Source organism: Neisseria sp. P0020.S003 (genome assembly GCF_051957095.1).
Classification (GTDB): domain Bacteria; phylum Pseudomonadota; class Gammaproteobacteria; order Burkholderiales; family Neisseriaceae; genus Neisseria; species Neisseria subflava.
Genome location: NZ_JBQCWU010000004.1, coordinates 141,549 through 158,615, shown reverse-complemented (window position 1 = coordinate 158,615; position 17,067 = coordinate 141,549). Strand labels below are relative to the sequence as shown.

21 protein-coding genes are annotated in these 17,067 nt (G+C 48.2%); 1 reads left to right on the top strand and 20 read right to left on the bottom strand.

The genetic code is table 11. The features are described 5' to 3' along the window. Positions 1 to 106: 106 nt before the first annotated feature. The 19 genes from recN to ACTHTQ_RS04425 form a co-directional block, all read right to left on the bottom strand. Positions 107 to 1,768 (bottom strand): DNA repair protein RecN, encoded by a 1,662-nt coding sequence (gene recN / locus ACTHTQ_RS04515; RefSeq protein WP_440363222.1) that lies wholly within the window; start codon positions 1,766 to 1,768, stop codon positions 107 to 109. A 199-nt stretch (positions 1,769 to 1,967) separates the two neighbouring features. Next, entirely contained in the window at positions 1,968 to 2,642 is a 675-nt protein-coding gene (locus ACTHTQ_RS04510; protein ID WP_440363221.1) for a BCCT family transporter, read from the bottom strand. 71 nt (positions 2,643 to 2,713) lie between these two features. Next, a complete protein-coding gene (scpB, locus tag ACTHTQ_RS04505; protein WP_003683204.1) occupies positions 2,714 to 3,322 on the bottom strand; it encodes an SMC-Scp complex subunit ScpB in 609 nt (202 codons plus the stop codon). Between the two features lie 69 nt (positions 3,323 to 3,391). After that, positions 3,392 to 3,625 carry a glutaredoxin family protein gene (locus ACTHTQ_RS04500; RefSeq protein ID WP_036472354.1) on the bottom strand — a complete coding sequence of 78 codons (234 nt, stop codon included), beginning with the start codon at positions 3,623 to 3,625 and terminating at the stop codon, positions 3,392 to 3,394. A 149-nt stretch (positions 3,626 to 3,774) separates the two neighbouring features. Beyond that, a complete protein-coding gene (locus tag ACTHTQ_RS04495; RefSeq protein ID WP_003681978.1) occupies positions 3,775 to 3,975 on the bottom strand; it encodes a (2Fe-2S)-binding protein in 201 nt (66 codons plus the stop codon). Positions 3,976 to 4,202: 227 nt separating this feature from the next. Next, positions 4,203 to 5,081, bottom strand: a complete 879-nt coding sequence (xerD, locus tag ACTHTQ_RS04490) for a site-specific tyrosine recombinase XerD (RefSeq protein ID WP_440363220.1) — start codon at positions 5,079 to 5,081, stop codon at positions 4,203 to 4,205. Between the two features lie 74 nt (positions 5,082 to 5,155). After that, positions 5,156 to 5,599, bottom strand: coding sequence for a peroxiredoxin (locus ACTHTQ_RS04485; protein ID WP_003683206.1), 444 nt, complete (start codon positions 5,597 to 5,599; stop codon positions 5,156 to 5,158). A gap of 36 nt (positions 5,600 to 5,635) precedes the next feature. After that, positions 5,636 to 6,271, bottom strand: a complete 636-nt coding sequence (locus tag ACTHTQ_RS04480) for a deoxynucleoside kinase (RefSeq protein ID WP_049329897.1) — start codon at positions 6,269 to 6,271, stop codon at positions 5,636 to 5,638. A 97-nt stretch (positions 6,272 to 6,368) separates the two neighbouring features. Then, a complete protein-coding gene (gene folK / locus ACTHTQ_RS04475; RefSeq protein ID WP_070631607.1) occupies positions 6,369 to 6,857 on the bottom strand; it encodes a 2-amino-4-hydroxy-6-hydroxymethyldihydropteridine diphosphokinase in 489 nt (162 codons plus the stop codon). Between the two features lie 15 nt (positions 6,858 to 6,872). Beyond that, on the bottom strand, positions 6,873 to 7,247 hold the full coding sequence (locus ACTHTQ_RS04470) for a SirB2 family protein (RefSeq protein WP_049350659.1): 375 nt from the start codon (positions 7,245 to 7,247) through the stop codon (positions 6,873 to 6,875). Between the two features lie 55 nt (positions 7,248 to 7,302). Further along, a complete protein-coding gene (locus tag ACTHTQ_RS04465; protein ID WP_440363219.1) occupies positions 7,303 to 7,872 on the bottom strand; it encodes a tRNA (mnm(5)s(2)U34)-methyltransferase in 570 nt (189 codons plus the stop codon). Between the two features lie 78 nt (positions 7,873 to 7,950). Beyond that, on the bottom strand, positions 7,951 to 8,247 hold the full coding sequence (gene hfq / locus ACTHTQ_RS04460; protein ID WP_308887736.1) for an RNA chaperone Hfq: 297 nt from the start codon (positions 8,245 to 8,247) through the stop codon (positions 7,951 to 7,953). Positions 8,248 to 8,545: 298 nt separating this feature from the next. Further along, the gene (gene der, locus ACTHTQ_RS04455) at positions 8,546 to 10,003 is read right to left on the bottom strand and encodes a ribosome biogenesis GTPase Der (RefSeq protein WP_440363218.1); all 1,458 of its coding nucleotides are present in this window, start codon (positions 10,001 to 10,003) and stop codon (positions 8,546 to 8,548) included. A gap of 141 nt (positions 10,004 to 10,144) precedes the next feature. After that, positions 10,145 to 10,774, bottom strand: coding sequence for a YfgM family protein (locus ACTHTQ_RS04450; RefSeq protein WP_440363217.1), 630 nt, complete (start codon positions 10,772 to 10,774; stop codon positions 10,145 to 10,147). Further along, the gene (gene hisS / locus ACTHTQ_RS04445) at positions 10,775 to 12,070 is read right to left on the bottom strand and encodes a histidine--tRNA ligase (RefSeq protein ID WP_440363216.1); all 1,296 of its coding nucleotides are present in this window, start codon (positions 12,068 to 12,070) and stop codon (positions 10,775 to 10,777) included. A 117-nt stretch (positions 12,071 to 12,187) separates the two neighbouring features. Continuing rightward, positions 12,188 to 12,844, bottom strand: coding sequence for a C39 family peptidase (locus ACTHTQ_RS04440; protein ID WP_440363215.1), 657 nt, complete (start codon positions 12,842 to 12,844; stop codon positions 12,188 to 12,190). Between the two features lie 64 nt (positions 12,845 to 12,908). Further along, positions 12,909 to 13,178 carry a hypothetical protein gene (locus ACTHTQ_RS04435; RefSeq protein WP_440363239.1) on the bottom strand — a complete coding sequence of 90 codons (270 nt, stop codon included), beginning with the start codon at positions 13,176 to 13,178 and terminating at the stop codon, positions 12,909 to 12,911. Between the two features lie 68 nt (positions 13,179 to 13,246). Continuing rightward, positions 13,247 to 13,684 (bottom strand): hypothetical protein, encoded by a 438-nt coding sequence (locus ACTHTQ_RS04430; RefSeq protein ID WP_440363214.1) that lies wholly within the window; start codon positions 13,682 to 13,684, stop codon positions 13,247 to 13,249. 42 nt (positions 13,685 to 13,726) lie between these two features. Beyond that, positions 13,727 to 14,596, bottom strand: coding sequence for a meta-pathway of phenol degradation family protein (locus ACTHTQ_RS04425; RefSeq protein ID WP_440363213.1), 870 nt, complete (start codon positions 14,594 to 14,596; stop codon positions 13,727 to 13,729). Positions 14,597 to 14,933: 337 nt separating this feature from the next. Here ACTHTQ_RS04425 and ACTHTQ_RS04420 point away from each other — a divergent pair, with 337 nt between their 5' ends. Beyond that, positions 14,934 to 15,857 (top strand): RluA family pseudouridine synthase, encoded by a 924-nt coding sequence (locus ACTHTQ_RS04420; protein ID WP_440363212.1) that lies wholly within the window; start codon positions 14,934 to 14,936, stop codon positions 15,855 to 15,857. A 69-nt stretch (positions 15,858 to 15,926) separates the two neighbouring features. On the opposite strand, the gene adhP is transcribed toward ACTHTQ_RS04420, so the two are convergent. Next, positions 15,927 to 16,970, bottom strand: coding sequence for an alcohol dehydrogenase AdhP (adhP, locus tag ACTHTQ_RS04415; protein ID WP_440363211.1), 1,044 nt, complete (start codon positions 16,968 to 16,970; stop codon positions 15,927 to 15,929). Between the last annotated feature and the right edge of the window lie 97 nt (positions 16,971 to 17,067).

The following is a 17,067-nucleotide window of genomic DNA, read 5'->3' as shown; positions in this document are numbered from 1 at the left end:
CTTGTAAACAGACGATATAATCATACCTTGTATTCTGCCTGCCTGAAAAGGTGGCAGAATATAGAAAAGGCCGTCTGAATTCTATTTTCAGACGGCCTTGAGGCTTTTAGGCGGCTGCCAAATGCAAGAGTTCGGCGGCATGGCTGCGTGTGGTATCAGTAATGATTTCGCCACCCAACATACGCGCGATTTCCTCAATGCGCTGATGATGGTTCAAGACGCTGATTTCGCTGACGGTTTGTTCGCCTTCGCTATGCTTGCGCACCTGCCAATGGTTTTCACCGCAAGAGGCAACTTGAGGAAGATGGGTTACCGCCAAGACTTGATGTTTTTTACCTAAGGCACGCAAAGCTTTACCGACCATTTCAGCGACGCCGCCACCAATACCGGTATCCACTTCGTCAAAAATTAATGTCGGCACTTGCGTGTATTGGCTGGCAACCACTTGCAAAGCCAAGCTGATACGCGCCAATTCGCCACCGGAAGCCACTTTGTTCAAAGGACGTGACGGATTGCCTTTATTCGCCGCCACTTGGAATTGCACCTGCTCCAGACCATGTGCGGTCGGCGAAGACGGCAACAAGACGATATCAAAACGTGCGCCTTTCATAGCCAAATGCTGCATATGCTCGGTGGTCTCTTTGCCCAAACGGCCAGCAGCCTGATGGCGCATGGCGGAGAGAATATGCGTGGCTTCGTGGTATTCTGCAAGATTGCGTGCGACTGTATTTTCCAAGGCTTCCAAATCGGCAGCCGCTTGCAGGTTTTGCAGGCGTTCGTCGATTTCTGCCAACTTTTGCGGCAACTCTTCCGGTTCAATGCGGTATTTGCGCGCCATGCTCATCAATTCGCCCATACGACTTTCTTGTGCGGCCAATTCATTAGGATCGATATCGCTGCGACCGGCCACATCGCGCATATTGGCACTGATTTCACCCAATTCTGCTTCAATACTTGCCAACATATTCAGGCTCTCGGCAAAGCGCGGCTCAATGTTTTGCAGATTGCCCAGTAGTTTTTGGCATTGGTAGATTTGACGTTGGATGCCGTTGTCCCCGTCTATACTGTCGCCCACCTGCTCGGCGGTTTGCAGTAGCTCGGCCGAATGCGCCAGGCTGTCGTGGCTTTGGCTTAAGGTTTCCCATTCGTTGGGTTTGAGCTCCAATTGGTTTAATTCATTAAACTGCCATTCCAAACGCTCGCGTTCGATGGCCATGGTTTCTGCCTGCTCTTGCGCCTCTTGTAATGCCTTTTTCGCATTGACCCAATTTTGATAAAGCTGCTTGACTGTTTCTGCCTGCTCTTTGCTGCCGGCAAACGCATCCAACAACTCGCGTTGCGCAGATTCTTGATTCAATGAGTGATGGGCATTTTGGCCGTGAATATCGATTAACTGCTCGCCGATGGCTTTCAGTTGCGCCAATGTTGCTGCCTGATTATTGATATAACTGCGGCTTTTGCCCTTGGCATCGATAATACGGCGGATGCTGAGCTCTTCGGCATCTTCTTCCAAAAGGCCTTGTTCCTGCAGCTGCGCTTTCAGTTCGGGCAAACCGCTGATGTCGAATAAAGCCGACAACTGCGCTTCTTTGGCGCCGCTGCGCACTTGGCTGTAATCGGCCTTATCGCCCAACAACAGGCCAATCGCATCCAGAGTAATCGATTTGCCTGCACCGGTCTCGCCCGTCAATACGGTAAAGCCGTTTTGAAAATCAAGATTTAGGTTTTCAACAATGACAAAATCACGCAAAGAAAGTGCCAACAGCATTGCAGTATTCCTTAGTAAATTACCCGCACCTATGCGGAATAGCTTTAGATAAGCTGATTATAACTAAGATTTTTTATAGTTTGAATCAGATTTTTCTTATTATTTATCTAAGATATTTATTTTAAACAAATTATTTTTAAAGCAGTCAATAAAAAGGTCGTCTGAATATTGCTACATGTTCAGACGGCCTAAATTTATTTTACTCTGCCAGTTCTACTTGTTCATGCCCCATCAATTCCTGCCCCACTCCGGCAAGCAGGTTCAGATAACGCTCATACTGCTTGAGCATATCGGCAATCAATTCTTTTTGCGTCATATATTGCACATCGTATCCATCGCGCCCATCCGAGAAATACGTCAACGGTATGAACGCTGCCGCATATTTGAAATGAGGTAAGCTGTCTTCGCGAATCAACTGGTCGGTAATTTCCCGCTTTACGGATTTAATCCCATAGACAAAATCCCTTACCATCCCTTTATGTACCACCAGCTCCACCGACGGCTCATCCTGTTGCAACAGGCAATGGATTTCTACATCCATATTGTATTTTTCGGTCAATTCGTCTTTCAATTCCTGCATTGCCGGAAGCGCCGTATTTTTCATAAATTTGATGATATCGACTTCCTGCATCTGATTTATCATTTGGCCAAGGCGTTCCCTCCAATGATCGCCCGACCAGAAAATACTGCCCGGATTGACGGCGGTTGCAAAACATTTGGCATCGTTGTTCAGGGCTTTCCACAAAGAAACCATCATAAAAATCATCAACACAGCAAACGGCAGAGACGCAATCAGAGTCATGGTTTGCAAGATGAGCAAACTGCCGGCACCCAGCAACACAATGGCCACAGCCGAAATCAACAAGCCCCACATAACATCATGATGTTATACAACAATAAAGGCCGTCTGAAACACGATTGTTTCAGACGGCCTTTACATTCAAATCAGTTAATCAGTCTATTTCCTGATTCAACTGCTTCTTCAGCTTCCTCATCGCCTGTCGGCGGCGTTTCCATCAAATCAGGCAACACCAGCTCGCCCAATTCAGTCAGCGGCGGCAATTCTTCCAAACTTTCCAAACGCAAATCGCTTAAGAATGTTGCCGTCGTCGCCCACAAAGCCGGACGGCCGACAGAATCACGGTGGCCGATGACTTCAATCCAGCCTCTATCCTGCAAGATTTGCATGACATTTTGCGACACCGCCACGCCGCGTATACCTTCGATATCGCCACGCGTTACCGGTTGCTGATAGGCAATAATCGCCAGCGTTTCCATCACGGCGCGGGAATAACGCGGCGCGCGCTGCTCTTGCAGGCTGCCCAGTCGTTCAAATGCGGCTTGGGCGATTTGGAAGCGCCAGCCCTCATGGGTATGCACCAGTTGCAAAGCCCTGCCCTGCCAGCGAGCCTTCAGTTGCGCCAACACATCAATCAGCTTGTCTTGCGACAACGGCGGCACGCACAATTCGCGCATGGTTTTTTCGTTTAAGGGTTCGACTTGCGTCAACAGCGCCGCTTCAATCAGCGCATCGGGAGAAAGTTTTTCAGTCATAATAAAATCAATGTTCAGACGGCATGAACAACCAAAGGCCGTCTGAAAGATAATATGGTCAACGGTTTGTTACGCGCTCAAATGCGCTTTCAGTTTTTCTTCGTCCAAAAACCAATGGCAGATTTCGGTATCGCCATCCAGCAAAACAGGCACCAGCTCATTGTACTTTTCTTCTAAAACCGGATCTTCATCAACATCGACAATATCCAGCTCAAATCCAAACTGCTCCTGATAAGGCTTTAATTGTTCGCGCATTTTGTGGCACAGGCTGCAATACTCCCGAAACATCAAGGTCAGTTTCATGGCGGTTACTCTCGGAGGGACAAAAGCGGCCATTGTATAGCAAAATGCCTCCAAACCATACAGGCATGACAAAGGCCGTCTGAACAGGCGTGAAACGAAATCAAGGATTTCTGTCACGCCTTCAGACGGCCTTTGTGTACATTCTAAAATTAAGACTGAACGTTGATACCGGCAGTCACGGTATTTTGGGCACTGCTTGCAGTCAAAAATGACGCTGCCAATTCGCCGCAACAACCGCAACAAGTCGCCACACCTAATTGAGCCTGCAAATCGCTCATGGTGGTTGCACCGGCGGCGATAGTCTCTTTGATGTCGTGGTCAGTAATGGCATTGCAGATGCATACGAACATGATGTGCTCCAATTATTTTGTTACTCTCTGTAATTGAGAGTAGGATTTATTCTTAAACGTAAATATAAATAAAAACGGTTTGCATTGCAATATTGGCACTGTCCTTTTGTTTTGAAATTTTTCTATGTAAATTTGTATTTTGATTGTTATTTTATAAATAATAAACTTTATAACCGTTCAGACGGCCTCAATAACAAAAAGCGGCATCTTCGAGATGCCGCCTTTATTTATGAACGGGAATGGTGTTCATCGACCATGTTTTTCAAACGGATATTGGCAACATGGGTATAAATCTGCGTGGTGTTGATATCGGAATGTCCCAACATCATCTGGACTGAGCGCAAATCGACGCCGTGATTGACCAAATGCGTGGCAAAAGCATGGCGCAAACCGTGCGGACTGAGTGAAGCAATACCAGCCGCTTCGGCATATTCTTTAACTATCATCCATGCAAGCTGACGGCTGATGCCGCTGCGTTTCTGGCTGACAAACACTTCGTCGCAGATTTTGTTTTTTAGCAACAACGGGCGCGATTCGTTGCAATAGCGTTCTACCCAATATGCCGCTTCCTGCCCCAACGGAACCAGACGCAATTTGTCACCCTTGCCTATGGTACGGATACTGCCGCGATGTAAATCGATATCGCTGAGCGTCAATTTGACGGCTTCGGTCACGCGCAAACCTGTTGCATACATGACTTCGAGCAAGGCTTTGTCGCGCAGTCCGTGCGGCGTTTCCACATCCGGTGCAGCCAGCAGCACGTCGATTTGGGATTCGGTAATCAGCGTGGGCAGTTTGCGTTCCGATTTTGGCGCTTTGAGAAAACGGGTGGGATTGTCTGCTCTTTGGCCTGTTTCTTCCAGCCAGCCGTACATACGCTTGCAAGCCGACAATGCCCGCGCTTGGGACGTGTTTTTTTCCCCTTCCGCATACACAGCATCAGACAGGGCAAACTCATCGGCACTCAACCAATCCTGCCCGCCCTCGGCCAAACGCGCTGCGACTTTGACCAAATCACGGCGGTAACTTTGCAGCGTATTGTGACTGAGCCTGTCTTGCAGCCAAAGGGATTCAAGCAGTTTGTCTATTAAATCGTCCATATTCATCAAACTGTATTGAAAGGCCGTCTGAACGGCATGACTTTACATCCGTTCAGACGGCCTTAGATTTTCAAAGCCTATTAAGAGGCTTGAGAAATTGTATCCAACACTTCCTGTGCGTGTCCGGCCACTTTGACTTTGCGCCATTCATGGGCGATTTCGCCGTTTTCGTCCAACACAAATGTGCTGCGCTCGATGCCGAGGGATTCTTTGCCGTAAAGCTTTTTCAGCTTGATCACGTCAAACAGTTTGCAGACGGTTTCTTCTTTGTCGCTCAACAATTCAAACTGAAATCCTTGTTTGGCGCAGAAATTCTGATGCGATTTGACACCGTCGCGCGAAATACCGACAACGGTATAGCCCAATGCTTTAAATTGTTCCAATCGGGCATTGAAATCCAAGCCTTCGGTGGTACAGCCGGGCGTGCTGTCTTTAGGATAAAAATAGACAACCAACGGCAAATGTTCGGCGGAGTTAAAATCGCTGCCGGAAGAAGATGGGAGTGTGAATTGATATTTTGACATATTATTCCTTTCAGACGGCCTAAACCTAGCCTACGTTTATTTTTCGCTTAAATTCAAATAACTGCGCGTACCTTGAAAATCCTCCAATGCGCGCAACAAAAGCTGGAAGTGGTCGTCATTGCCGGCCAAATCCAACTCATCGGCATTGACGGTCAGCAAAGGCGCGCTTTGATACAAATGGAAGAAATGGCTGTATTCGTCATGCACCCGTCCCAAATAGCCTTCGGGAAACAAGCTGATAATGCCTTCGTGACGTTTTTGCAGGCGTTTGCGATTGTTTTCGACGGCGGTTTGCAGATAAATCACCACATCGGGCTCTGCGTATTGCGGCAGAATGCGTTGCTTCATATCAGCAAAAAGCTGCTGCTCGTCATCATTCAAAACGATAGGTGTAAAAATACGGTCTTTTTCCGGCAAAAAATCAGCCACGACCATTCCGCCTTGCGCGCATTGGTCTTCAATAATATTCACGCTTTCTGCGCGACGCGTCAGGAAGAAAAGCTCTGCAGCCAAGCCATTATTGGAAACATTGTTGTAAAACTTCATGAGAAACGGATTGTGATCCGGATTCTCCGACAACAGCAACGCGCTGAAATGCTCTGCCAAGCGGCGGCTCAAAGCGGTCTTGCCGCTACCGATAGCACCTTCAACAACAATATAACGAGGATTCATAGTAACTCTTTGTAATGTGTTTCCCAACAATATTTTATAGCAAAAAAGGCGTGTCCAACACGCCCTTTCTTGTTTTCGTCCGTTTTTCAGACGGCCTTTATTCTTTCAGCAGGCGAATACCCTGCCCGCCCAAAGCCTGAGCCAAATCAGCCGCACGGCCATGCTCACCCAACTCAAAATCCGGCAGAATTTCAGCCAGCGGCAACATCACGAAACTGCGCTCATGCGCGCGCGGATGCGGCAAAGTCAGATGCGGGTCATCGCTACGGATACCGTCAAAATCGATGATGTCTAAATCCAAAGTACGCGGCGCATTACGGAAGGTACGTTCGCGCCCAAATTCGGCCTCGATGCGGTTTAACTCCGCCAACAGCGCCACGCCGTCCAATGAAGTTTTCACGGTACAAACGGCGTTCACAAAATCGGGCTGATCGTCATAGCCGACTGGTGCAGTCAGATACAGGGAAGAAGCCTTTTCGAGCCGGATATGCGGATGCGCGTCCAATTCGGCCAATGCAGCGCAAACCTGTTCGGCAGGATTGGCGAGATTACTGCCCAAAGCGATAACGGCAAAATGCGGATACATTTCAGACAGCCTCGTTTAAAACGGCAGCGTTTTGGTTTTAGCAAGGAAAACAATCGTGGCAACACACGACATGGACAAAACGTAGACAATATAGAATTTCGGCGAACGCGGACGCGAACGCATCATAATCATGCCCAATACAATATAAACCAGCAAAAGCAAGATTTTCATGCCGAGCCACGGCGCATTAAACGGCGAAAAATGGGTAATCTTCATCAGCCACAAGCCGGTAAACAGCAACATGGTGTCGTTCAAATGCGGCATGGCTTTCCAAATGCCTGCCAACGGCTTCTCAGGATGACGCCAGAGCAGGAAAAAACGAATGTTGAACAACAGGATGGTGATGGCAACGAAAATCTGATGGCTGTATTTTACAAACAGATATTGCATGGCAGTTTCTTATGTTGAGAGTTGAAAAACAAAGCAGCTATTTTACCGCAAACATCTATTTCTGACGCAACTTTTCAATTGCCAGCAGATAGGGCGGCGCATTACGGCGGTTGACAAAGCCATAGCGTAACACGGCAAAAGCTTCCTGCGGCAAAGTTTCCGCCCATTGCACAATCGCTTCAGCCTCTATTCGGCCGGCTTCATGTCCCGGATACAATACCGCCACGGCAAGCCCGCCCTCTTTCAACAAACCCAAAGTATCCGTCAGCGCACAGATACTGCTTGCCGCTTCAGTTGTACAGCTTTTATCGCCACCCGGCAGCCAACCGAAATTAAATACTGCGGCATCTAAAGGCTCGTCGATATAAGATAAAAGGTTTTCATGGCCGTCATGTATCAGGGCTACCCGACCATCTACGCCGTTTTCTTTCAGACGGCCTTGGGTCTGCATTAATGCTTTAGATTGCACATCAAACGCCCATACCCTACCCGTCTCGCCAACCAACTGTGCCAACAGCAAAGTATCATGCCCGTTTCCGGCCGTCGCATCCAAAGCGCGGCCACCTAATTTTAAGGCTTGTCGTAACAGGGAGTGTGCAAAGGGAAGAATGTTTTCAAGCAGCATGATAAAGGTCGTCTGAAAATAAAAATACCCTACCGCGAAAGCGGTAAGGTATTGAAAAACAGGAATGCGTTACATCATTTATTCGGCAGGTTGTTGCATAGTCTCAACTTGAACCGGAGCAGCTGCGGCAGCAGCTTGAGGTTGTTTGTTTTCGTGTTGCAGGCTGACTGCGCGTGCAGGAACGATTGTTGAGATAGCGTGTTTGTAAACCATTTGAGTCACGGAAGTATTACGCAGCAGAACAACGTACTGGTCGAATGATTCCACTTGACCTTGCAGCTTGATGCCGTTTACCAAGTAGATTGAAACCGGAACGTGCTCTTTACGCAACGCATTCAAAAAAGGATCTTGTAACATTTGTCCTTTAGCTGTCATATTCTTGAGCTCCATTATTATGATTGTAAAGACGCCAAAATCGGCGTTTGATGGGATTGTAGCCCCGAATAGGATAAATTACCAACTATTTTTTTCTATCACACCGTTTAGGAATCCAGTAATAAGGGAACTTCCCGTCAAACCGACTGTTTCATTTCCATATTCACAACAATCCCAAATCCAAATTTAATGTTTTTTTTAAATTCGGCAAGCCCTATCGAAAATATGCCATAAAGCTCTAACAAGCTGTTTTTCATTATAAAAAGGCCGTCTGAAATTGTTCAGACGGCCTTTGTGCTTATTTGCTAAATTGTTTTTTCACGCTGACTTTGGTTTTCTTCTTGAAGCGGTTTTTCTCTTCCTTGCGGCCTTCGCGTTTCTCAATACGGTTGCTCAAGCTGACACGGCGCAGCGGTTTTTTCTTCGGTTTGTCTTCCGCATTTTCATACGGGTTTTCCGAAACATTGTATTGAATTCTGAGCGGCGTACCTTGCAGATTGAAGGCTTTGCGGAATGTTTGGGTCAGATAGCGTGTGTAGCTGTCTGAAATCGCGTGCAGCGAATTACCGTGAACCACAATCACCGGCGGATTCATGCCGCCTTGGTGGGCATAACGCATTTTCGGACGCACCAAACCAGCACGCGGCGGCTGTTGACGCTCAATCGCGCTTTGCAATACGCGTGTAATTTTCGGCGTCGGCATCTTAATCATCGCCGCATTATAGGCAGCCTGAATGCTTTCAAACAAACCGTCTATACCGCGCTCTTTCAACGCAGAAATAAAGTGAAACTTAGTAAAATCAAGGAAATACAGTTTGCGGTTGATATCGCGTTTCACTTGCTCGCGGCGCTCTTCGCTGATACCGTCCCATTTATTGACCGCCACCACCAAAGCACGGCCTGCTTCCAAAGCAAAACCTGCAATCGTCGCATCTTGGTCGGCGATATCTTGTTGAGCGTCCAACACCAAAACAGCAACGTTTGCTGCTTCAACCGCCTGCATGGCTTTGATAACGGAGAACTTTTCCACTGCTTCATCCACTTTGCCGCGACGGCGCACACCTGCGGTATCGATGATGGTAAACGGTTTGCCTTCACGTTCAAAATCGATGTGGATACTGTCGCGCGTCGTGCCTGCCATATCAAAGGCAATCACGCGCTCTTCGCCGAGGATGGCGTTTACCAAGGTCGATTTGCCGACATTTGGACGGCCGATTACAGCAAAAACAGGATGTTTCGCTTCTTCCTCTTCCTTTTCAGGCTCTGGGAAGTTTTCCAAAATATCTTCAATCAGATAATACACGCCATCGCCGTGCGCACCTGAAATCACATAAGGATCGCCCAAAGCAAGTTCGTAGAACTCGGCGGCAAGCACGGCCCTATTGCCGCCCTCGCCTTTATTTACGGCCAAATAAACGGGACGCGGGCTTTGGCGCAAACGGTCGGCAATGATTTTATCTTGCGGTGTCAAACCGGTGCGTCCGTCCACCAAAAACACAACCGCATCGGCTTCATCGACAGCCTGCAAGGTTTGTTTTGCCATTTCGTGCAAAATGCCGCTGTCCACAACCGGCTCAAAACCGCCGGTATCGATGACCAAATAAGGTTTACTGCCGACTTTGCCATGACCATAATGTCGGTCACGCGTCAGGCCGGGCAGGTCATGCACGAGCGCATCTTTGGTACGCGTCAAACGGTTGAATAAAGTAGATTTGCCGACATTGGGGCGGCCGACAAGCGCGATGGTTGGTTTCATGATTGAGTCTTTCTGTGTCAAGTGCCGCCTAAAAACGGGAGCGGAACACAAGCAGGTGTTTTAAAAACACGGTTGATAAGGATAAGTGTAGGCCGTCTGAAAAGTCATTGCAACTTCAGACGGCCTTGATTTCAAACAAACTTATTTCAAGCTGTCGATTTTCATTTGCAGCAATTCGCGGCCTACTGCGGTTTGCGGCATTTTGCTCAAAGCAGCTTCGTAACTTTGTACGGCTTCTTTGGTTTTATTTTGGGCAACGTAAACATCGCCTTTGGTTTCCAGCATCAAAGGCTCGAAATCAGCCTCAACCTGAGTATTCAGGGCATTGATGGCGGCATCGTATTTTTTTTGCTGCAACAGGACAACGCCCAAACGCTGCGCCGCCAAAGCTTGAACCAGCGGTGCGTTTTGGTTTTTCAGCACCCAATTCAAATGACCTTCCGCCACATCATAACGGCCGGCATCAAACTCGGTTGCCGCTACCATCAAAGTGGCTTGGGCTGTCGAAATAGAATCAGGATAGTTTTTTTGCAATTCGGCCAAATCAGCGTTGATGGCTTTAGGGTCGGTTTTTTGCTGCGCCTTTTCCACCATTTGCGCCAATACGGCGGCGGCTTCCTGATCTTTTGAAGCTTTTTGGCCTTGGTAAATGGTGTAACCCAAATATCCCAAAGCCGCCACGATCAGCAAGGCAAAGATCCAACGGCCGATGCGTTTCCAAAAATATTTAAAGTTGTCTAACTCTTGTTGTTCTTCCAAATGGGCTGCCATTTATGCGTTCTTCCATTGTTGTAAAGTGTCTGTCAAATCAGCGGCGGCAACGGTTTGTTGTTCGTGTTTGCCCTGCATATCTTTCAGGGTAATCGTACCGTTTGCCAGCTCATCCTGAGCCACAATCAGGGCAAAGCGTGCGCCACTGTTGTCTGCTTTTTTCATTTGCGCTTTCAGGCTCTGATAGCCGGAATGCTGCATCACATTGAAACCTTGGGCGCGCAAGGCTTGCGCGTATTTCATCACCTGCAAGTCCGCACCTTCGCCTTGGTGCATTGCATAGACATCAGGCGCGGCGTTCACTTCCAGCGAGCCGTATTCGCTCACCAAAAGCAGCAGGCGCTCAATACCCATCGCAAAGCCGATAGACGGCGCAGGTTTGCCACCAAGTTCTTCAATCAAACCATCGTAACGGCCGCCACCGCACACAGTTGCCTGTGCGCCGAGTTTGTCGGTCGTCCACTCAAAAACCGTCTGATTGTAGTAATCCAAACCGCGGACCAAGCGCGGATTTTCAATATATTGAATACCCAAACCGTCCAACATCGCCTTGAAGCGTGCATAGTGGTTTTGCGAAGCTTCGCCCAAGTAATCCACCAGACGCGGCGCCGCGTTGCAGATTTCCTGCAAATCAGGGTTTTTCGTATCCAAAACGCGCAAAGGATTGGTTTTCAGACGGCGTTTGCTGTCTTCATCCAATTTATCTTCATAACGGGTCAGATATTCAACCAATGCCGCACGGTGTGCCGCGCGTTCCTCACGATTGCCCAAGCTGTTGATTTCCAAAGTCAGGTATTCGCGAATACCCAATTTTTCCCATAAGTCAGCAGACATCGCGATAATTTCCGCATCGATATCCGGCCCTTCAAAACCCAAAGCCTCGATACCGACCTGATGGAACTGACGATAACGGCCTTTTTGCGGACGCTCGCGGCGGAACATCGGCCCCATATACCACAGCTTTTGCGGGCTGTTGTACAGAAGGTTGTGTTCGACCACCGCACGCAGACAAGAAGCCGTACCTTCAGGACGCAGGCTCAAACTCAAAGAATCGTTTGAATCGGAGAAGGTGTACATTTCCTTGCCGACCACATCGGTTTCCTCACCGATGGAGCGGACAAACAAACCGGTTTGCTCGACAATCGGCGTACGGATTTGCTGATAGCCGTAAGCGCGTGTCCAACGGCCGACCGTATCTTCAAACGCCTGCCAAAACGCAGCCGTCAGTTTGAAATCTTTTTGTTCGACAGGTAAAAGGTCGTTCATACCTTTTACAGATTGAATTTTTTGTGCCATTTCAATATGGGATAAGCGAAAATCAAATAGTTGGGCATTATAGCTGATTTTTAAGGGTTTGTGAGGTTGGGAACAAATCAAAAGGCCGTCTGAAACAGTTTTCAGACGGCCTTTGACTCACTCTACACGCCTTAGCCTGATTTGTTTGACTGCAAATTCCGTCTGCCGCTTGGGATGATGTGTAAAAAACAATTTATTTAAAATCGTCTCCGCTTTTTTCGGTACGACAGCCAAAATCTTACCTGCCAAATTTCCCTCACGGGTTTTCCAAGCATCCAAAAACTGCGCCCTGCTCATGGAAACATGACCCAGCGACGGGTCGGCAAGCAAAACCGTATTGCCGTCTATGCCGCGCAATACCGAGAAATGATCGTCCTTGCGGTATTTCAGATACACGATGACGGGGATTTTCAACTGCGCGAGCTGCTCGAAAGACAGGGCATAGCCTTTCGCCTCAAAACCCAAATCAGGCATAATGCGCTGCATATCCTCAAACGACGCGCGCATCTGTTCCTTATCCAGCTTTTTCAACACTTCTTCCTCCGTCAGCTTTTGCCCGTAAAAATTGTTCAAAAGCGTCGCCACCGAAGCCGCCCCGCAGGAAAAATCCAAATCCTGTTTTACAATATTGAAATCGCGCCTCTCTTTCCAACTTTGCACTTTGATTTTTCCGTAAACAACAGGATTATCGTTAAACATAGGTGCAGCATTCAGAAGACCGGATAAAGAAACGGCAATCGGCACTGACAGACAAATACGTTTTAACATCATCATACCTTCTAAAGATATATGTAAGAGGTATTAGGGGCAAACCATGTTGCACCATGACCTACTGCCCTTACCGCTTCTTAGACAGTCTTTTTACGAATACCATCATCAGGATTGTCCAAAAAAAAATATTTGATAAATATATTGCAAGATATTTTATTCCAACCTCATCCGAAACAGAAACCAATATATTTTTAATTAATACATAGCCGATTATTACATTTATTATTCCTATAACATATAAGGATCTTCCCAAAATTTTTTTTGATTTTATTTTAGGCATATCTTTTATCCATACTAAAATACAGCCCAATGTCGAAAAGAAAATAACGGGAAACACCACCTTACCTCCTCTTGCTTCCAACCAAACCGATAGCAGGCTTGGTTGGAAGTTGGTTTATCTATTATTTAACGGCGAATATTGGTGTTCTTACCCATAGAACCTGCATAACCAGTTATGCCACCAGCAACCGTTCCCACTGCTACACCTCGCATACCATTAATCAGTGCTCTTCCTCCGTTAATAGGGCTTGCTGCACCAATCACCGCACCAGTTCCAATTGCTGCCCAATGTGCATTTCGATTATACGAGCCGCCAGCAACAGCACTCGCCATGTAGCTGAAATGCCCTCCAACTCCTCCCATAATGCCTCCAACAGCATTAGCAATCCACGCCCCTTCAGTTTCTTTCATCTCCTTCTGAGAAAGCTCCGCCAACTGCATAGGCGTATTTGCCTGCATGTGGAACACTTGGTTTTCAAATGCCTGATTATCCATGCTGTTTGCCATTGCGGGAGCGGCAATCATCGTCAGAATCATCATGGCTGCGGTAATTTGTTTTTTCATAATAAGTCCCTTTGCTTACAAGGTTGGAAAATCAAAGCCTGCTTAAAACGTATGCTGTACGCCCAATTTCAGTTCGGAGCTGCTCTGCCCTGAAATATTGAAGCGTGCGGATGCGTTTAAAGACGTGGCTTTGGAGAAGCCGAAGCCTGCGCCGAGATGGGCGTAGGTAGATGTATTTCTTGCGGATTCTTTTTTGCCATCCAGACGGTCGGGCTGCTTGCCCAGCCATTGGATGCCGCCCGTGAGGCTGATCCTGTCGTTGGCGGCGAAGGAGATATTGGGATTCAGCATCCAGTAGTTGCCTGCTTTGTATTTGACGTCGTCTGAAAGGGTTTTGCTGCTGTTTATTCGGTAGGCGGCAGTCAGGGCGAGGACGACGGGGTCGATGGCTTTGTAAGTCGTCGCACCAATCAGCCATGATTTGCCCGACGAGGCTTTGCCGCGTGATTTTTCGTAAACCGTACCTTCGAGAAAGCCGATAAGGGCGGGATTTTTGTCGTCTTTGAGGAAGGTATGGCTGATGCCAAGAGATACGTCGGATAGGTGCTTGTCGCGGGTTTTGCTGCTTTCGCCGTCGAATCTGCGGTCTTCGCGCCCCAAGTAGCTGCCGCTGCCGTAAATTTCGGTGTTTCCGGTCAAACCATAGCGCAGGCCGAGCGTACCGACGAGCATATCGCTGTTGCTGCCGTTTTCCTGAATTTCGGTCGGGACGGGGATAAAGGAAGCGGAGCCTGTTTGAATGTAAATTGGCGCAGCAAGTTCTGAACGGCTGCTTTCACTGTTGATATAGGTAACGGAAGCGTCGAGTTTCAATTTGCCCTTGTCCGTCATGATGTCTTCGATATTCAAAGGCAGATCTGCATGTGCGCAAAATGAAATAAAGCTAACAAATGCAATAAGGATATTTTTCATATTATTGTTCTACCAAGTCAAATTAAATTTAACGGATATTAATGAAATTTAGTGTAGTTTGTCTAAATTATATTTTTAATGATGACATGAAAACTTATTGCTTTCTTCTATTAAGGTATTTCTGCAAGAGTTCGTCTGAAGACGAAAGCTTTGGGTTTCGATCCACGTTTTCAGACGACCTTAACTGCTAAACCGTCCATTAATCTGAAACAGGTCACCAGTCATCAAAGATGAATTCCTTTCTGCTCTGAAATGATGGCGGCAACAGAAAATCGTGTCCGCCCCTAATGAAAAACATCGTCTGAAAAAATCCTAAAAACCGAGTACAATCCGCCGCATGAAAAAACGTACCAATCCCCTCCCTCTTTTAGACGGTGTCAAACCCAGCTACTTGGTTTTGCCACATGAAAAGCAGTTTTACGGCTTACCGCTGCTGCATTTTTTATGCGCTCATTTTCCCTTTGTCGGCGAAGAAAACTGGCGGCGGCGACTGAACAGCGGTTTTGTGGTGGGTGCGGATGGCGTGCCGTTTGATGAGAATACCTTGTTCGAGCCCGGCAAGACGATGTTTTATTACCGTGAAACCAGCCGTGAGAGCGAGCCGCGTATTCCGTTTGAAGAAAAGATTTTGCATTTTGATGAGCATTTGATTGTGGTGGACAAACCGCATTTTCTGCCCGTCATCCCCAGCGGCAGGTTTTTGCGGGAGACCCTGCTCACGCGCCTGCGTTTGCGACCTGAATTGCAGCATTTGAATGTTGAAGACATTACGCCGATTCATCGCTTGGACAAAGATACGGCAGGCGTTATGCTGCTTTCGCTTAACCCTGCCACGCGTCGCGATTATCAGACCATGTTCCAAGAAAAAACCGTCCGAAAAACCTATGAAGCGGTTGCGCCGACCAGGACGGATTTGGACTATCCGCTGGATATTTCATCCCGAATGGAACGCGGCGAAAAATTCTTTCTCACACGGGAAACGGAAGGCGAACCCAACGCCCACACAACCATCGAACTTATCGAAAACCGCGGCGCATTCAGCCTCTACCGCCTTACGCCGCATACCGGAAAAAAACACCAGCTCCGCGTGCATATGATGAGTTTGAACATGCCGCTGATGAACGATGCGCTTTACCCTACCCCATTGGCAGCCGGTGATGAAGACTACGATAAACCTTTAAAACTTCTGGCCAAAAGAATAGAGTTTACCGATCCTATCAGCGGAGAAATCCGCGTATTTGAAAGTAGCTTTACGCTTTAAGTTATTCAATCCAATGAAAAAGGCCGTCTGAAATTGTTCAGACGGCCTTTTTATCACGGAATCATTTGATTAGTGATGAATGCAGCTGCACTCTTTGTTCATATCAATCACCATGCGGCCGGTAATTTTACCTTCGCGCATTTCTTGGAAGATGGCAGGCGCTTCATCCAAAGCACGCAACTGGACTTTAGGCACAACCAAGCCTTCTGCGCCGAATTGGAATGCTTCTTCCAAATCTTTGCGGGTACCGACCAAAGAGCCGACCACTTCGATGCCGTCCAAGACCAGACGCGGGATGGACAGGTCCATAGATTCGGGCGGCAGACCAATGGCAACGACGCGGCCGCCTGCACGGACGCAGTCCACAGCGGAGTTGAACGCGGCGGCGGATACGGCGGTAACAACGGCTGCATGTGCGCCGCCGGTTTTTTCCTGAATCACTTTGGCTGCGTCTTCTTTGGCAGCGTTGATGACTAAATCTGCGCCGCTTTCTTTAGCGAATGCCAGTTTTTCATCATTGATGTCGATGGCGACAACGTGTGCGCCGAATACTTTTTTCGCGTATTGGACACCCAAGTTGCCCAAACCGCCCGCGCCGTAAACGGCAATCCATTGTCCCGGACGCACGCCGGAAACTTTCACGCCTTTGTAAGTGGTTACGCCGGCGCAGGTGATGCTGGAAGCTTGCGCGGGATCGAGGCCGTCGGGTACTTTGACGGCGTAGTCTGCATCGACGATACAGTGGGTCGCCATGCCGCCGTCGGCGGTGTAGCCTGCGTTCAATACGGAACGGCACAAGGTTTCGCGGCCGGTATTACAGTATTCGCACGAACCGCAGCTTTGGAACAACCATGCGATGCTGACGCGGTCGCCGACTTTCAGGGCGTTCGCGCCCGGAGCGACTTCTTTGACGATGCCGATGCCTTCGTGTCCCAACACGCGGCCCGGTTTTTCGCCGTAGTCGCCCGCCGCAACGTGCAAGTCGGTATGGCACACGCCGCAATATTCGACTTCAACCAACGCCTCGCCGTATTCCAACGGGCGCAGTTCGCGTTCTACAACTTCTACATCGCCTGCTACATTTTGATTCACAACAACTGCTTGCATCTTCATGGTGTTCTCCTTGGCATTCGTAAGAAATCCGTAAAAGGTCGGGTAGGAGGTAAACCCCCTGTAAATGAGAATACTCCCCTTCATTTCGCCGTGTCAA

What these genes read in the sequence shown, in the direction of transcription:
- hisS (WP_440363216.1), bottom strand. Translation starts at nt 12,070, where the DNA reads ATGGCACAAAAAATTCAATCTGTAAAAGGTATGAACGACCTTTTACCT.
- ACTHTQ_RS04465 (WP_440363219.1), bottom strand. Translation starts at nt 7,872, where the DNA reads ATGCTGCTTGAAAACATTCTTCCCTTTGCACACTCCCTGTTACGACAA.
- ACTHTQ_RS04440 (WP_440363215.1), bottom strand. Translation starts at nt 12,844, where the DNA reads ATGATGATGTTAAAACGTATTTGTCTGTCAGTGCCGATTGCCGTTTCT.
- ACTHTQ_RS04510 (WP_440363221.1), bottom strand. Translation starts at nt 2,642, where the DNA reads ATGTGGGGCTTGTTGATTTCGGCTGTGGCCATTGTGTTGCTGGGTGCC.
- hfq (WP_308887736.1), bottom strand. Translation starts at nt 8,247, where the DNA reads ATGACAGCTAAAGGACAAATGTTACAAGATCCTTTTTTGAATGCGTTG.
- xerD (WP_440363220.1), bottom strand. Translation starts at nt 5,081, where the DNA reads ATGAATATGGACGATTTAATAGACAAACTGCTTGAATCCCTTTGGCTG.
- ACTHTQ_RS04485 (WP_003683206.1), bottom strand. Translation starts at nt 5,599, where the DNA reads ATGTCAAAATATCAATTCACACTCCCATCTTCTTCCGGCAGCGATTTT.
- scpB (WP_003683204.1), bottom strand. Translation starts at nt 3,322, where the DNA reads ATGACTGAAAAACTTTCTCCCGATGCGCTGATTGAAGCGGCGCTGTTG.
- ACTHTQ_RS04500 (WP_036472354.1), bottom strand. Translation starts at nt 3,625, where the DNA reads ATGAAACTGACCTTGATGTTTCGGGAGTATTGCAGCCTGTGCCACAAA.
- ACTHTQ_RS04425 (WP_440363213.1), bottom strand. Translation starts at nt 14,596, where the DNA reads ATGAAAAATATCCTTATTGCATTTGTTAGCTTTATTTCATTTTGCGCA.
- ACTHTQ_RS04480 (WP_049329897.1), bottom strand. Translation starts at nt 6,271, where the DNA reads ATGAATCCTCGTTATATTGTTGTTGAAGGTGCTATCGGTAGCGGCAAG.
- der (WP_440363218.1), bottom strand. Translation starts at nt 10,003, where the DNA reads ATGAAACCAACCATCGCGCTTGTCGGCCGCCCCAATGTCGGCAAATCT.
- adhP (WP_440363211.1), bottom strand. Translation starts at nt 16,970, where the DNA reads ATGAAGATGCAAGCAGTTGTTGTGAATCAAAATGTAGCAGGCGATGTA.
- ACTHTQ_RS04470 (WP_049350659.1), bottom strand. Translation starts at nt 7,247, where the DNA reads ATGCAATATCTGTTTGTAAAATACAGCCATCAGATTTTCGTTGCCATC.
- recN (WP_440363222.1), bottom strand. Translation starts at nt 1,768, where the DNA reads ATGCTGTTGGCACTTTCTTTGCGTGATTTTGTCATTGTTGAAAACCTA.
- folK (WP_070631607.1), bottom strand. Translation starts at nt 6,857, where the DNA reads ATGTATCCGCATTTTGCCGTTATCGCTTTGGGCAGTAATCTCGCCAAT.
- ACTHTQ_RS04495 (WP_003681978.1), bottom strand. Translation starts at nt 3,975, where the DNA reads ATGTTCGTATGCATCTGCAATGCCATTACTGACCACGACATCAAAGAG.
- ACTHTQ_RS04430 (WP_440363214.1), bottom strand. Translation starts at nt 13,684, where the DNA reads ATGAAAAAACAAATTACCGCAGCCATGATGATTCTGACGATGATTGCC.
- ACTHTQ_RS04420 (WP_440363212.1), top strand. Translation starts at nt 14,934, where the DNA reads ATGAAAAAACGTACCAATCCCCTCCCTCTTTTAGACGGTGTCAAACCC.
- ACTHTQ_RS04450 (WP_440363217.1), bottom strand. Translation starts at nt 10,774, where the DNA reads ATGGCAGCCCATTTGGAAGAACAACAAGAGTTAGACAACTTTAAATAT.